The organism is Sulfitobacter mediterraneus (genome assembly GCF_003054325.1).
Taxonomy (GTDB): Bacteria; Pseudomonadota; Alphaproteobacteria; order Rhodobacterales; family Rhodobacteraceae; genus Sulfitobacter; species Sulfitobacter mediterraneus.
In genome coordinates this window covers 44,989-59,265 of sequence record NZ_QBKU01000013.1, presented here as the reverse complement: position 1 = coordinate 59,265, position 14,277 = coordinate 44,989, and the positions used below count along the sequence as shown (strand labels likewise).

16 protein-coding genes are annotated in these 14,277 nt (G+C 57.0%); 6 read left to right on the top strand and 10 right to left on the bottom strand.

All coding sequences use genetic code 11. The annotated features are described in order from the left end of the window. Positions 1–4: 4 nt before the first annotated feature. Positions 5–790: a creatininase family protein gene (locus tag C8N31_RS17765; RefSeq protein ID WP_025047535.1), complete on the bottom strand. Its 786-nt coding sequence runs from the start codon at positions 788–790 to the stop codon at positions 5–7. A gap of 214 nt (positions 791–1,004) precedes the next feature. Here C8N31_RS17765 and C8N31_RS17760 point away from each other — a divergent pair, with 214 nt between their 5' ends. Next, entirely contained in the window at positions 1,005–1,394 is a 390-nt protein-coding gene (locus C8N31_RS17760; RefSeq protein WP_025047534.1) for a RidA family protein, read from the top strand. Between the two features lie 32 nt (positions 1,395–1,426). Here C8N31_RS17760 and C8N31_RS17755 read toward each other — a convergent pair whose 3' ends face one another. Next, entirely contained in the window at positions 1,427–2,902 is a 1,476-nt protein-coding gene (locus C8N31_RS17755) for an MFS transporter (RefSeq protein WP_051544586.1), read from the bottom strand. Between the two features lie 75 nt (positions 2,903–2,977). Here C8N31_RS17755 and C8N31_RS17750 point away from each other — a divergent pair, with 75 nt between their 5' ends. Beyond that, complete coding sequence (locus tag C8N31_RS17750; protein WP_025047532.1) at positions 2,978–3,385, top strand: Rrf2 family transcriptional regulator; 408 nt, start codon at positions 2,978–2,980, stop codon at positions 3,383–3,385. Between the two features lie 93 nt (positions 3,386–3,478). On the opposite strand, the gene ureG is transcribed toward C8N31_RS17750, so the two are convergent. The 8 genes from ureG to C8N31_RS17710 form a co-directional block, all read right to left on the bottom strand. Next, a complete protein-coding gene (ureG, locus tag C8N31_RS17745; RefSeq protein ID WP_025047531.1) occupies positions 3,479–4,126 on the bottom strand; it encodes an urease accessory protein UreG in 648 nt (215 codons plus the stop codon). Then, on the bottom strand, positions 4,123–4,767 hold the full coding sequence (locus tag C8N31_RS17740) for an urease accessory protein UreF (RefSeq protein WP_025047530.1): 645 nt from the start codon (positions 4,765–4,767) through the stop codon (positions 4,123–4,125). The genes ureG and C8N31_RS17740 overlap by 4 nt, the downstream gene beginning before the upstream one ends. Then, a complete protein-coding gene (gene ureE / locus C8N31_RS17735) occupies positions 4,751–5,200 on the bottom strand; it encodes an urease accessory protein UreE (RefSeq protein ID WP_025047529.1) in 450 nt (149 codons plus the stop codon). Before ureE ends, C8N31_RS17740 begins: the two co-directional genes overlap by 17 nt. 11 nt (positions 5,201–5,211) lie before the next feature. Then, positions 5,212–6,921, bottom strand: a complete 1,710-nt coding sequence (ureC, locus tag C8N31_RS17730; RefSeq protein WP_025047528.1) for an urease subunit alpha — start codon at positions 6,919–6,921, stop codon at positions 5,212–5,214. A 64-nt stretch (positions 6,922–6,985) separates the two neighbouring features. Continuing rightward, the gene (locus tag C8N31_RS17725) at positions 6,986–7,291 is read right to left on the bottom strand and encodes an urease subunit beta (RefSeq protein WP_025047527.1); all 306 of its coding nucleotides are present in this window, start codon (positions 7,289–7,291) and stop codon (positions 6,986–6,988) included. Further along, positions 7,288–7,470: a hypothetical protein gene (locus tag C8N31_RS17720; RefSeq protein WP_037918023.1), complete on the bottom strand. Its 183-nt coding sequence runs from the start codon at positions 7,468–7,470 to the stop codon at positions 7,288–7,290. Before C8N31_RS17720 ends, C8N31_RS17725 begins: the two co-directional genes overlap by 4 nt. Positions 7,471–7,482: 12 nt before the next feature. Beyond that, the gene (locus C8N31_RS17715) at positions 7,483–7,785 is read right to left on the bottom strand and encodes an urease subunit gamma (RefSeq protein WP_025047526.1); all 303 of its coding nucleotides are present in this window, start codon (positions 7,783–7,785) and stop codon (positions 7,483–7,485) included. 1 nt (position 7,786) lies between these two features. Beyond that, positions 7,787–8,722 (bottom strand): urease accessory protein UreD, encoded by a 936-nt coding sequence (locus C8N31_RS17710; RefSeq protein WP_231476731.1) that lies wholly within the window; start codon positions 8,720–8,722, stop codon positions 7,787–7,789. Between the two features lie 282 nt (positions 8,723–9,004). On the opposite strand from C8N31_RS17710, the gene urtA reads away from it, so the two are divergent. From urtA to urtD, 4 genes are all read left to right on the top strand, one after another. After that, the gene (urtA, locus tag C8N31_RS17705) at positions 9,005–10,285 is read left to right on the top strand and encodes an urea ABC transporter substrate-binding protein (protein WP_025047524.1); all 1,281 of its coding nucleotides are present in this window, start codon (positions 9,005–9,007) and stop codon (positions 10,283–10,285) included. Between the two features lie 66 nt (positions 10,286–10,351). After that, positions 10,352–12,307, top strand: coding sequence for an urea ABC transporter permease subunit UrtB (gene urtB / locus C8N31_RS17700; protein ID WP_025047523.1), 1,956 nt, complete (start codon positions 10,352–10,354; stop codon positions 12,305–12,307). 3 nt (positions 12,308–12,310) lie between these two features. Next, positions 12,311–13,540 carry an urea ABC transporter permease subunit UrtC gene (gene urtC, locus C8N31_RS17695; protein WP_025047522.1) on the top strand — a complete coding sequence of 410 codons (1,230 nt, stop codon included), beginning with the start codon at positions 12,311–12,313 and terminating at the stop codon, positions 13,538–13,540. After that, complete coding sequence (gene urtD / locus C8N31_RS17690; RefSeq protein WP_025047521.1) at positions 13,537–14,277, top strand: urea ABC transporter ATP-binding protein UrtD; 741 nt, start codon at positions 13,537–13,539, stop codon at positions 14,275–14,277. Before urtC ends, urtD begins: the two co-directional genes overlap by 4 nt.

Here is a 14,277-nt window from a genome sequence, read left to right as displayed (position 1 = left end):
CCCGTCACCCCCGATGATCGAAAGAGGCAAATTCCAAAAGGAACGCAGCAAAGTTTCGCGCCGCACTGTCAAGCAAGTGTCGCCCCTTTTCTGCGGTTGCAGCCGAGGCATCGCCGCAGGCGCCTTTGTCGTTCAGATCATCAATGATCCAACCGGGGCGCGCCGCCTGTCCTGTCAAACCGATAAACTGGTTGCGCTGTTCCCAATCCTGCATCGCGGTCACAAAGTTTTCGGCCAGCGTCATGTCGACCAAATGCGGCTTTGCGGCCAGCATCGGTGAGGTTTCGCAATCTCCGGCATGTAGATCATAATCCATGGCCTTTGGATCCATTACGCTGTCCCAATCAGCAAACCCAAACCAAGAGCAGGTCGCCACAATCAGGTCTTGCGAGATACGCAAATCCCGCGCGGCGATGTCCAAAACCGCGGTGTTGCCTCCATGTCCATTGAGAAACACCAGACGCCGCACCCCTGCCCGCGCGATTGAGGCACCGATATCGCGCAATGTTGCCAACAAGGTTTCTGCCGAAAGGCTCAGCGTGCCCGGATGGCGGTTATGTTCGTCTGATTTTGTGATTGTGAGCGTTGGCAGGATCAGAACACTTTGGTCGGACAACAACAACGGGAGCGCCCGTTCAAGCGTGGCTTCAACCAGATCGCGATCCACAGAGACCGGCAGATGTGGCCCGTGCTGTTCAATCGCCCCAACAGGCAAAATCGCCACCAGATCCTTTGGCAGTTCTCGAAAGATGGTCGATTTCTGATCAGCCCAATACCCCTGAACACTCATCGCCCAGCCCTCGCCGGCAGAGGTTCCGCATTCATTTTGGATGGGGTGACACCCCAATAGCATGACAAAAGCACACGCGGCTCCATATCGCCCTCCTTGACGAGTTTGGTTTGCGTGGCCCTAAAGAATAGTCTGTGCCAGAGATGTTCCTTTATGCTTGCAAAGTTCTTTTGCTAAGGCAAGCCTTATCGGCAGATAAGAAAAGGCGCGTAAAATGAAAGAGTTAACCCCAGTTACCATCAGGCCACCCTTTGCACGCTACGCCCATGGTGTAGAAATTCCCGCGCATTGGCGGATCGTACAGACCTCTGGCCAATTGGGAATTCGAGCAGATGATTCAATCCCTGAAGATGCATATGCGCAGGCTGTTATCTGTTTTGAGGCGCTGAGCGAAATTCTGAAATCTGCAGGCATGACCGCCAACGATGTCGCACATATCTCGGCCTATGTGACTGCCCGAGACCATATGGCGGGCTACATGCGTGCCAGAGACACATTTATGGCTCATGCCACCAGAGTGCCCAGTTCGACCTTGTTGATCGTTTCGGGTTTCACCCGACCTGAGTTCAAGGTGGAGGTTGAGGTGCTCGCGGCGGCACCGTGAGGTTGGGGGGTATAATTGTATACTCGCAGCGATCAAAACCCTGCTGTCACCTTTCGGCTTTTGAGGGCCTGCCAACCAACAACGAAAGTCAGTCCAAAGAATACAATAACGGAATAGAGCACGGCACAGGACGCAGCCTGCACAAAGCGTGGCGCACTTTCGCTGCCTGCGCTCATTCCGCCGTCGCCAAGCACTGTAAAGAATATCTGCCCTGCAACCGCGATGCCCAGCGCGGCCCCAATCTGTTGAAATGCCTGCATAGCGCCCGATCCCGCGCCGGCATCCTGCATGGCCACGCTGGCCATTGTGACCTGAAAAAGCGAGATGACGGCGGCACCCATGCCAAACCCCGCAATCAACAGTGGCGGCGCAAAGGCAAAGCCATTTGGCGTGGCTCCGGTGGATTGGATGACGATCACAAGACCCAACATGCCGATGACCAAAAGCGCCGCACCGCCTGCGATCCGTGCGTGTAAATGACGATCTCCGAACCTTTGGGTCAGCATTGATGCCACCATGACGCCAACGGGAAAGGGTGTCGTGACAAGTCCGCTTTCGAGTGCTGTCAGGCCAAATCCGGCTTGAAGGAAAATTGCCAAGACCAGAAACAGCCCCGGTATGCCGCTAAAAAATAATGTGACCAACGCCAGACGGTAAAGATAGGTCGGGTTGGACATCAAGCCGGGCGGCATCAGGGCGGATGCGCCGCGTGCACTCCGATTGCGCTGATGTGAGGCAAAAGCCAAAACCGCCGGAATGGAGGCGGCCATCAATGCAAAGCTCCACCATGGCCAGCCAAGTGCGCGGCCCTGGATCAACGGAAAGATGAGCAGCAAAGCGGCCAACGCAAAAAGCGCAGATCCAAACCAATCGGGCTGCGTTTCACGATCCGTTTCGAGACGCGGCAGATAAAGCCACGCCCCGACAAGTGCGGCAACGCCCAGAGGAATGTTGAGCAGAAATGCCGGGCGCCAGCCAAGACCCGCGAGATCGGCGGAAATCAAGGCCCCGCCGATGATGGGCCCAACGACCACACCAAGGCTGGAAATCGTACCAAACAGACCAAAAACGCGGGCCTTTTCACTGGGGGCAAAGATCACATGCACGATGGCAAGCACTTGCGGTACCATCATCGCAGCGGCCATGCCTTGCATTGCACGCGCCGCGATCAGGCTTTCGATATTCGGGGCCAATCCACAGACCGCCGATGCCGCTGTAAACCCAAGAAGCCCCCAGACAAACATTCGCGGCCGGCCAAAGACATCGCCAAACCGTCCAAACGGCAAGAGGCCCACGGCCAATGCCAGAACATAGGCTTCAGCGACCCACTTGAGCTGCGTCGGGGTGGCTCCGGTGTCCGCTTGAATTTGCGGCAAGGCCACGTTCACGATGCTCACGTCAATCAGATTGATCAAACTCGCAAGATAGAGAACGGCCAGCGCCGCCCAACGCCGGATGGGTTTGAACTGCGGCTCGACGCTGTTGCTGGTGTTTTGGGGGGCACTCATGTAACTTTCAATGAAACATGTTTTGCGCCGAGTCAATCTCTCGTGCGAATAAAAGTTACATGAAGGAAAGCCAACATGCGCACTGACAGTCGCCTCTCCCGTGTTTTGCACGCGCTTCTTCATCTTGATGAGATGGACGGACCCGCCACCTCAGAACAAATTGCACAGATGCTTCAAACCAATTCTGCGGTTGTTCGCCGGATGATGTCAGGTCTGCGGGAGGCGGGATTTGTTGCCTCTGTCAAAGGGCATGGCGGTGGGTGGTCTTTGCAAAAACCGCTCACAGAAATCACGTTGCTTGCCATCTACCAGGCGCTGGGAACACCACATCTGTTTGCCATCGGAAATGACGAGGAAGCGCCCAAATGCCTCCTTGCACGGGCCGCCAACGATGCAACGCGGCAAGCGCTGAGCGAGGCGCAGGCGGAGTTTGAGAGATCACTGTCAGAAAAAACTGTCGCGCAACTGGCAAAGCGTGGATGAGCTACGCTGGTTGGTCCGCCCGCCTGTTGGTGCGCCGTTTATTAAAAACCTCGCGCCGTGCTGCTGTTACCAGACGCCCTTCAAACCAGACGATCAAGCGCGCGCGGCGTGGCCATCATTGCTGGCCGGGACAAGCCCGCCTGCGGCCTCCAGCAAATCAACGATTTCTGCCACTCCTTCCCGTTTCCGGCATGCCGCAAAAACAAACGGACGCCCCCGGCGCATTCTCTGTGCGTCTTTGTCCATAACCTCCAAAGAGGCGCCGACATGTGGGGCCAGGTCCGTCTTGTTTATGATCAGGATGTCTGATTTGGTGATGGCAGGTCCACCCTTGCGCGGAATTTCCTCACCCGCCGCGACGTCGATCACATAAAGCGTCACATCTGCCAACTCGGGGCTGAAGGTCGCCGAAAGGTTATCTCCGCCGCTTTCAATCAGCACTATTTCGACATCTGGGTGACGACCAACCATCTCGGCCACAGCGGCGAGGTTGATAGAGGCATCCTCGCGGATCGCGGTATGGGGGCAACCGCCGGTCTCCACCCCGATGATCCGGTCTTGGGGCAATATCTGCATCCGCATCAACGCCTCCGCATCCTCTTGTGTGTAGATGTCATTGGTGATCACGCCGATGGAATAGGTCTCGCGAAGGGCCTCACACAGGGCGGCTGTCAGTGTGGTCTTACCGGCGCCCACCGGGCCGCCAATGCCCACGCGCAGTGGTCCGTTCATTTGGGTCATGTGCGGAAAATCCTTGAGTATTGGGTTTCATGGTGCATCGCAGCCACGTCCGTCAGAAAGGCCGTATTGCTGAGATCGTCGAGAGAGGCGCCGCTTGTGCGTTCTGCCAGCTGGGTGCAAAGCGGGGTCAACGCGCGGATCAGTTTCTGACCCTCGGTTTGACCTAGAGGTACAAGGCGCATGGCTATGGTCGCGAGGTTGGCGATGAAAGCCTGCAAATAGAATTGTGTGGTCAGATCCAATGGCAGGCCCTGCAACCACGCGGCGCGGCCCACAGCCACGGGATAGGTCAGCCCCTCCAGATCTGCGGACCACACCTTTTGCGTGACCTCACAAAACGCGGCCCCTTGCAGGTCCGTTTCCTTTAGCCGTTCGGCAGATGCGGCAAAGGCGCGGCACTGCGCGTCGATCTCAGCCACATCTGCCGCATTGGCCCGGTAAGCAGCGGCCAGAAACAGGCTGTCGTTCCACCCTGCGCCATGATTCAAAACCGTTGAGATCCAAACGCCTGCGTGTTCGGCGGTGATGATCTGGCCGTGGTCAATCGCCCACTCTAAGCCGTGCGAATAAGCAAATGCACCCACCGGATAGCCCGGCGAGAACCATTGGGTCAGGGTCAGGATGTCAGTGACTGTGGCCATGGGTCCGCCCGTGACCATAGGCCCCGCCTTCGGGGGTGAAAGGCTCAACAACCTCACGCACTGTTGCGCCGATCTTGTCCAGCATGTCGCGGATCACATGGTCGCGCTGGATCAGCAGGCGGTCGCGCTCGATCTGGCAGGGCGTATGGCGATTGCCGATATGCCAAGCGATGCGGGGCAGATCAGCGCCCGTCACCTCAAGGAGATCTTCGTCCGCGGCGACCACTTCGATCAAGCGCCCATCTTCCAACTCAAGCGCATCACCATGGTCAAGCGAAGTTGTCTGCACCAGATCAATGATGAAGGCCTCTGCCGCGGCAGTGGTCAGCCTTTTGCGCCGTAAAAACCGATCATCATAGTTGAGGCTGACACGGTCATAAGCCTTGGACCAATGGCCAGTTTTGCGGATCTGGCGGCAAGGGGGAAGCGTCATATGGTGTCCCTTCAGAACAAGAAATATCGTTGCGCCATCGGAAGAACCTCAGCGGGTTGGCAGGTCAGCAACTCTCCGTCGGCGCGGACTTCGTAGGTTTCCGGGTCCACCTCCATGTGCGGCGTTGCATCGTTCAGCACCAAATCGGATTTACCAATGGCGCGGGTGTTGCGCACCGGCAGCGTGGCCTTGGCGAGACCTAAATGTGTGCCGATGCCGGCGTCTTGGGCGGCGGCGCTGACGAAGGTCACGGAGGAATGTTCGACTGATCTCCCATAGGCACCAAACATCGGCCGAGAATAGACAGGTTGTGGCGTCGGGATAGAGGCGTTGGGATCGCCCATCTGGGCCATCGCAATGGTGCCGCCCAGCAAAACCATCTCGGGTTTCACACCAAAGAAGGCCGGATTCCAAAGCACCAGATCGGCGCGTTTGCCCTCGCTGACGGAGCCGATTTCGTGGCTCATGCCGTGAGCAACGGCCGGATTGATCGTGTACTTCGAGATGTAGCGACGCACGCGGAAATTGTCGTTTTCGCCGACCTCTTCAGGCAGTTGTCCGCGTTGCTTTTTCATCTTGTCGGCGGTTTGCCATGTGCGGATCAACACCTCACCAACCCGGCCCATGGCCTGACTGTCGGAGGCGATGATCGAAAACGCGCCCATATCGTGCAGGATATCTTCTGCCGCGATGGTTTCACGGCGGATCCGGCTTTCGGCAAAGGCCACATCTTCGGGTATCGATTTATCAAGGTGGTGACACACCATCAGCATATCGAGATGCTCTTCGAGGGTGTTGACCGTGAAAGGGCGCGTGGGGTTTGTTGACGAGGGCAGGACATTCTCCTGGCCGCAGATTTTGATGATATCAGGGGCATGCCCGCCCCCTGCCCCTTCGGTGTGGAACGCATGGATGGTGCGGCCTTTCATGGCTGCGACCGTGTGTTCCACAAATCCAGATTCGTTTAAGGTATCAGTGTGGATCATCACCTGAACGTCATATGCGTCAGCCACAGAGAGGCAGCAGTCGATGGCAGCGGGGGTGGTGCCCCAATCCTCGTGCAATTTCAACGCGCAAGCGCCGCCCAGGATCTGTTCTTCGAGGGCTTGGGGCAAGGACGCGTTGCCCTTGCCAGCAAAGGCAAGGTTCATCGGAAAGGCGTCAGCGGCCTGCAACATCCGCCCGATATGCCAAGGACCGGGTGTGCAAGTGGTTGCCAAGGTGCCATGGGCCGGACCCGTGCCACCGCCCAGCATCGTGGTCAGGCCGGAATGTAACGCGTCTTCGATTTGCTGTGGACAGATAAAGTGGATGTGGCTGTCAAACCCGCCCGCGGTCAGGATGCGCCCTTCACCGGCGATAGCCTCGGTGCCGGGGCCAACGATTATATCGACACCTGGCTGCGTGTCCGGGTTGCCCGCTTTTCCGATCTTGAGAATGCGCCCGTCTTTCAACCCGACATCGGCCTTGAAGATGCCGCTGTGATCGACAATCAGCGCGTTGGTGATCACGGTGTCAACGGCTCCAGCCGCACGGGTGGTCTGGGCCTGCCCCATGCCATCGCGGATCACTTTTCCGCCACCGAATTTAACCTCTTCGCCGTAGGTCGTGAGATCATATTCCACCTCGATGATCAGATCGGTATCGGCCAGTCTCAGGCGATCCCCGGTGGTGGGGCCGAACATGGCGGCATAATCGGCACGTGAAATTTTTGCGGGCATTTGGGAGCCTTTCAAACGTCGAAAGCAGGCAAAGGGGCAGCACGGTTATGAGGAGACCTGAAAATCACAGATCTCCCATGACCTTTTGGTTAAAGCCAAAGACCCGTCGCGCGCCGGCGATCGGCACCAACGACACGTCGCGCCGTTGTCCGGGCTCGAACCGCACGGCAGTGCCCGCCGCGATGTCCAACCGCTGGCCATGCGCTGCCTGCCTGTCAAAATCAAGCGCCGGGTTGGTTTCTGCAAAATGGTAGTGGCTGCCGACCTGCACGGGTCGATCACCGGTATTGGCAACCATCAGCACTGTCACGGTGCGGTCTTGGTTCAAAACCAGGTCTCCCTCAGCAGGAAACAGCTCACCGGGGATCATTTGACAGCTGCCCGTCTGACAGCAAAGCCGGCGAAAGCACTCGCCAGCCCAAGGACCAACATCACCGCCAGCAACGAAGGTTCCTGCCCGTGCTGCACGACATGGGTTCCGGGATGGGCGACTGCGGGCCCAGCGGCGAGCATTGCAATCGGGATAAGGGACAATATCAGGTGTTTCATCTTAGGTCTCCTTCAGCGGATCGGGTTGTGAACAGTGACGAGTTTGGTGCCGTCTGGAAATGTGGCCTCGACCTGCACGTCGTGGATCATCTGGGCGATCCCTTCCATGCATTGCGACGCCGAAACCACCTGAGCGCCAGCTTCCATCAGGTCGGCCACTGACCGGCCTTCGCGGGCACCTTCGACCACGGCGTCCGTGATCAGGGCGATCGCCTCGGGGTGGTTCAACCGGACGCCCCGCGCCAGCCGTCTGCGGGCGACCTCGGCCGCCATGGCAACAAGCAGTTTGTCTTTTTCTCTAGGGGTCAGGTTCATTTCAGATCATCCAGCATCGAGGAAAGTCGCCTTGGTTCAAGCATTTCAGAATGGGCAAAAGGATTATTCTCAGGGCAAAACCGTCTTCGGCCAACACCCGCATCACCAGCACATCCTTCCCGATCAAGCTGGCACCACCGGTATCCGGAAGCGCCGCGCGCAGGGTCGGCAGATGGCTTTCGGCGTTGGCTGCAACCATGACCACAAGCGCCATTGCGCCTGCGCCACCCGCGACAAACGGATCGGCCAAATGCGCTTGCACATCCCCGGTCAACGTCATTGCGTCCATAAACAGTGGCCGCCCTTCTCGCCGGATCTCGATCCGGTCCCGAATGCGGAGGTTCCTTAGAACCTCTCCCATCGCGGGGCGCCCGAAAATCAATGGCTCGACCATCAAAAGGGATGCATCGGCGGCCAGATCAACATTCAGGCGCCGGTCCAGCGCACTGCCATTGAAAAGTATCGTTTCCTGCGGCAACCAGTTGATCCTTGCGCCGGGTCCGACGTTAAGGTGATTGCGGAGTTTACCAGTTTGGTCCGGTTGCGCCTTATAGGCCCGCTCGCAAGTTTGTGTTGTCAGGGTCATGGTCGTGCCCTTGGCCGCATGGGCAGACAGGGAAAACTGATCGCCACCGGTTACACCGCCCGCCGTATTCAACAGCACCGCCTCAAACCCAAGGGAGGTCGGACGTGGGAACAGGCATTTGAACGAACCCGATTGATGGAGCCGGTCCAAGGTGGTGACCGCCCCAGCACGTTTGGTACGTAGACGCAGCTTTCCAACAGCGCGCGGCGGGCCAATGCTGGCACTGCGAGATATGTCTGCGTGTTGGGTGATCGGGGCGACCTCTGGCCTTTTAATACTGCCCTTGGTTTTGCCCTCTCCATCCAAAAGCGCCATTCCAATTGGCGCATTGGCGATCAAATTGGGGATCATTGTCTGCTTTTTAATCGATTGCAGCATTGGGCGATCAAAAAATGTGCAGCTGTTGTGAATCTTCAAAATTCGCAGACCTTGGGTTTGCTAATTTCGCTGCAATGCAGAATCGATGAGACACCTGCCGGGGGATCACCCTTTAGAACGCAGGTGTGTGGCGACCATACGAATTGGACCTCGACGCGGCCGCCACACGGATTGCAACACGAAGTTGCGGGGACAGGTAAGGGAACATCGCGCCGCTGCGCAAGCCCCGACCGATGACCCCGCCTGGAGTATAGTATGAACTTTCTCAAATCCGCTCTCACAGGATCCGTCGTTTTTGCCGCTTTGGCCAGCGCTGCTATGGCTGCCGAAGACACGATCAAAGTTGGCGTTCTGCACTCGCTTTCGGGAACGATGGCGATTTCCGAAACAACGCTGAAGGACACCATGCTGATGTTGATTGATCAGCAAAACGCAAAAGGTGGCCTTTTGGGCAAACAGCTGGAAGCCGTCGTGGTTGATCCGGCATCGGACTGGCCGCTGTTCGCCGAAAAGGCCCGTGAACTGCTGACCGTACATGATGTTGACGTGATCTTTGGCAACTGGACATCAGTTTCGCGCAAATCGGTCCTGCCGGTGATCGAAGAGCTAAACGGTTTGTTGTTTTATCCGGTGCAATATGAAGGCGAAGAATCCTCCAAAAACGTCTTCTACACCGGCGCGGCTCCGAACCAGCAAGCCATCCCGGCGACCGACTATTTTCTAGAGGAACTGGAAGTCGAAAAATTCGCGCTGCTTGGTACGGACTATGTCTACCCCAGAACCACCAACAACATTCTGGAAAGCTATCTCAAGCAGAAGGGCATCGCTGACAGCGATATCTTCGTCAATTACACCCCCTTTGGTCACTCTGATTGGTCAAAGATCGTCGCTGACGTGGTGGCCTTGGGCGCGGACGGCAAGAAGGTTGGCGTGATCTCGACCATCAACGGCGATGCAAACATCGGCTTTTACAAAGAGCTGGCCGCTGCGGGCGTATCAGCGGACGATATCCCCGTCATTGCCTTTTCAGTTGGTGAAGAGGAGCTGACCGGTTTGGACACCTCCAACCTTGTCGGCCATTTGGCCGCCTGGAATTATTTCCAATCCGCCGAAAGCGATATGAACACCGAATTCGTCGAAACATGGAAAGCAACGATGGGCGAAGAGCGCGTTACCAATGACCCGATGGAGGCGCATTACATCGGCTTTAATATGTGGGTGAATGCCGCAACCGCCGCCGGTTCGACCGAAGTGGATACGGTGCGTGCCGCGATGTACGGGCAGGAATATCCCAACCTGACCGGTGGCCTGGCCGTAATGCTGCCAAACCACCACCTGGCCAAGCCGGTTTTGATTGGCGAGATCCAGGAAGACGGTCAGTTCGACATCATCAGCCAGACCGCAGAAGTACCGGGCGACGCCTGGACAGACTTCTTGCCGGAATCTGCTCTGCTGAAATCGGATTGGAAAGACCTTGGGTGCGGTATGTACAACATCGAAACCAAGACCTGCGTTCAGACTCTGTCGAATTACTGAGGCCTGAACTTGCGAAGGGGGCTGCCGGGCGGCCTCCTTCCATCCCAAATCGCGGACATATCCGATATGAAAAGACTATACCTATTGGGGCTCGCGGCCTTGCTTTGCTGTGTGATGGCCGCTGCGCAAGCCTCTGACATCCAGCCCATCCTTCAAGAACACAAGCAAATCATCGCCAAAAGCGCGCGCAAAACAATTGCCCCGGCGATTGATGCCATTGCCAAAAGCGGATCACCGCAGGCGCAGACCGTGCTTGAGACATGGGCCGCAAAAGCCATGTGGATGCGCAAGTCTGACGGTGTGTTTTTTGCAGGAGAAAAAGCCGAAGACAAACAATACCGTCTGTTTGATTTTGACAGCGGTGAGGTGGCGGGGACCTATCCCAAGGCTGATCTGAAACAGATAAAACCGAACAGCGGCATTCGTGCGATGATCGGCACTGCCCTTGTTCAATTTCAACTGATTGATCCCGATGCGGCCCGCAGGCAGGCTGCGCTGACCTCTATTCAACGTGATCCCGAGGTCCGTTTTCTCGCGCCGTTGCGAGCGTCGATTGAGGGTGAACCGGACGTGAAGTTGCTGGCCCAGAAACGGCGGCTGGAGCGGTTGTTGACCATCAGTTTTGATAAGAATACCGAGGCCCGCGTCAACGCGATTGAGGAGATGTCCGGAGATCTGGGCGTCGATCTGCGGGCAACGCTCAATCCATTGGTCGCGACAACACGGGACGTGGCACTGGGCGAAGTGCCTTCCGGGTTGAACATCGCGGACATTCTGGCGCCAGGAACAGAATTCTTTTCCCGAACAGACGCCTATGATTTGCTAGTGATCAAGAGCTTGGCCCAGCCAAAGGTGACAGCAAACGACATCCGCAATGCACTGGCTGCCAATATAGATGGCGGACGGGTCGCTGGCATTCCGGTGGCCCGGTTGGACAACGATACCGCCCGCCATCGCGCCTATGATATTTTGGCGAAAGCAGGCCAAGCACCTGCGCGTGTCACCACAGACGACGTCGATGCGGCGCTTGCCAGCCATGTGTTTTTTGAATCCTATTACGAACCGTCCCCAGACGTCACAACCGCCGCAAATGCGTCGCTGACAGCCATCGGCCTCAGGGTCGGTCTGAACCAAACACTCGATCTGGCGCTGGATGCGCTTTCCCTTACGTCGATCTACTTTCTTGCGGCCATTGGGCTAGCGATCACCTTTGGCGTGATGGGCGTGATCAACATGGCCCATGGCGAATTTATCATGATGGGGGCCTATACCGGCTATGTGGTCCAACGGATCATTCCCGATCACACGCTGTCGATCATTGTCGCGATCCCGCTGGCCTTTGTGGTGACGTTTACTGCCGGTGTCGCCATGGAGCGGTTGGTCATTCGTTGGCTCTATGCGCGTCCGCTCGAAACGCTTTTGGCGACTTTTGGCATCTCAATCGCGTTGCAGCAGTTGGCCAAAAACATTTTTGGCACACAGGCGCGACCCCTCACTGCGCCGGAATGGCTGAATGGGGCATTTACGATGAATGACGTGGTGTCGATCAGCTATATCCGCATTGCCATCTTCATCCTTGCGCTAATCTTTCTCGGTGTTTTTTTGTTTATAATGAAGCGCACGCGGCTGGGGTTGGAAACCCGGGCCGTTACACAGAATTCGCGCATGGCGGCCTCCATGGGGATCAATCCCGGCAGGGTGAATATGCTGACCTTTGGTCTTGGTTCTGGGATTGCCGGGGTGGCCGGTGTCGCCATCGGCCTTTTTGCAAAGGTAACCTCGGAACTGGGCAGCGACTACATCGTCCAAAGCTTTATGACCGTCGTTGTCGGCGGGGTTGGCAACATCTGGGGCACCCTTGCCGGGGCCGCGATGATCGGCTTTTTGCAAAAGGGCATCGAATGGCTGAACCCGTCAAACACACTGGCGGCGCAGACCTACATGATCGTCTTTATCATCATTTTCATTCAGTTCCGGCCAAGGGGCATCATTGCCCTCAAAGGCCGCGCGGCGGGAGATTGATCCATGCAACGCTCCTTCATAGCCAAGAACCCATCAGTTCTGATCTTCTTTGCCTGTCTGGCACTGTTCACGCTCGCGGTCACGGTACTGTCGGAAGGGTTTGGCGTCGGTCTGGCGTCCACCAGTTTCGTCAAGACATTGGGTAAGACGCTGTGCCTGTGTCTGATCGCCGTCGCGATGGACTTAATCTGGGGGTTTACCGGCATCTTGTCCCTTGGCCATTTCGCCTTTTTCGGGCTGGGCGGGTACATGATTGGCATGTGGCTAATGTATGAACGCACGCGCCTGATTGTGGTAGAGTCCCTTTCGCAGACCGAAATCCCGCCCACCCCTTCAGAGGTTGTTGATGCCATTGGCAACCAGATCTTCGGCGTTGTCGGTTCCAGCGAGTTCCCTATGATCTGGGCTTTTGCCGACAGCCTCGTTTTGCAATTGGCACTGGTGGTGCTGGTGCCTGGCCTGCTGGCCCTGGTCTTTGGTTGGCTGGCCTTTCGGAGCCGGGTGACTGGGGTGTATCTGTCCATCCTGACCCAAGCGATGACACTCGCGCTGGCGCTTTACCTGTTCCAGAACGACAGCGGTTTGCGGGGCAACAACGGATTGTCAGGGTTGCAAAACCTGCCCGGTGTGACCGCATCGCAAGATTTCGTGTCCGTTTGGTTTCTCTGGGCCTCGGCCGGCGCTTTGGGGCTGGGGTATGCGCTGGCGGCATGGGCCGTTTCGGGAAAATTCGGATCAGTCGTTCGCGGCATCCGCGACAACGAGGCCCGTGTGCGGTTCCTTGGCTATTCAGTGGAAACATACAAACTGGTGATTTTTGTGCTGACCGCTTGCCTCGCGGCGATTGCCGGTGCGCTGTACTATCCTCAGGCTGGAATCATCAATCCGGCGGAAATGGCACCGATTGCATCGGTTTATTTGGCTGTATGGGTCGCAATTGGTGGCCGGGGACGGCTTTACGGTGCTGTCATCGGCGCGGCTTTCGTGAGCCTGCTAAGCACTTGGTTCACCGGTGGTCAGGCGCCTGACATCCCGCTTGGATTCTATACGATCAAATGGGTGGATTGGTGGCTCGTGCTTCTTGGTCTGTCCTTTGTCGCGGTCACCCTTTTTGCGCCCAAAGGGATGGGCGGTTTGATCGATCTGTGGACACGGCGCAAAAGCCCCAATCGTCACGGTCTAGATCTTGGCCCCGATGAAGGCGCTTTGCGCGAACAGGAGGCCAGTAAATGAGCACCCTTTTGGAAGTTTCCGGTGTCTCGGTCAGCTTTGACGGGTTTCGTGCCATCAACAACCTTTCCTTCCGGATCGGCGAGGCAGAGTTACGGGCAGTGATCGGGCCAAACGGCGCAGGAAAGACAACGTTTATGGACATCGTGACCGGCAAGACCAAACCGGACGAAGGCCGGGTGATCTGGGGCGAGAAGTCCATTTCTCTGCTGAAAATGAACGAGGCAAAAATTGCCCAAGCCGGGGTCGGCCGAAAGTTTCAAAAGCCAACCGTGTTTGAAGATCAAACCGTGCAGGAGAACCTGTTGATGGCGTTGAAAAAACCGCGCAGTTGGCTCTCAGTATTGGCCTATAAACCCAGTACAACGGATCTGGATCAGACTGCTGCGCTGGCGCAAGAGATCGGCCTACTTGATGCGCTTAAACGCAATTCGGGCGAATTGAGCCACGGCCAAAAGCAATGGCTGGAGATCGGTATGTTGCTGGCACAAGAGCCGCGTCTGCTGTTGGTGGATGAACCCGCCGCAGGGATGACGCCGCAGGAACGAGAGCACACCACCGATTTGTTGTTGGAGGCTGCCAAGACCCGCGCCGTGGTGGTTGTGGAGCATGATATGGAGTTCGTACGCAGGCTGAATTGCAAAGTGACAGTTCTGCATGAAGGGTCGGTTCTGGCCGAAGGCAGTCTTGACCATGTCACCTCCAACCAAGAAGTCATCGATGTCTATCTGGGGCGCTGA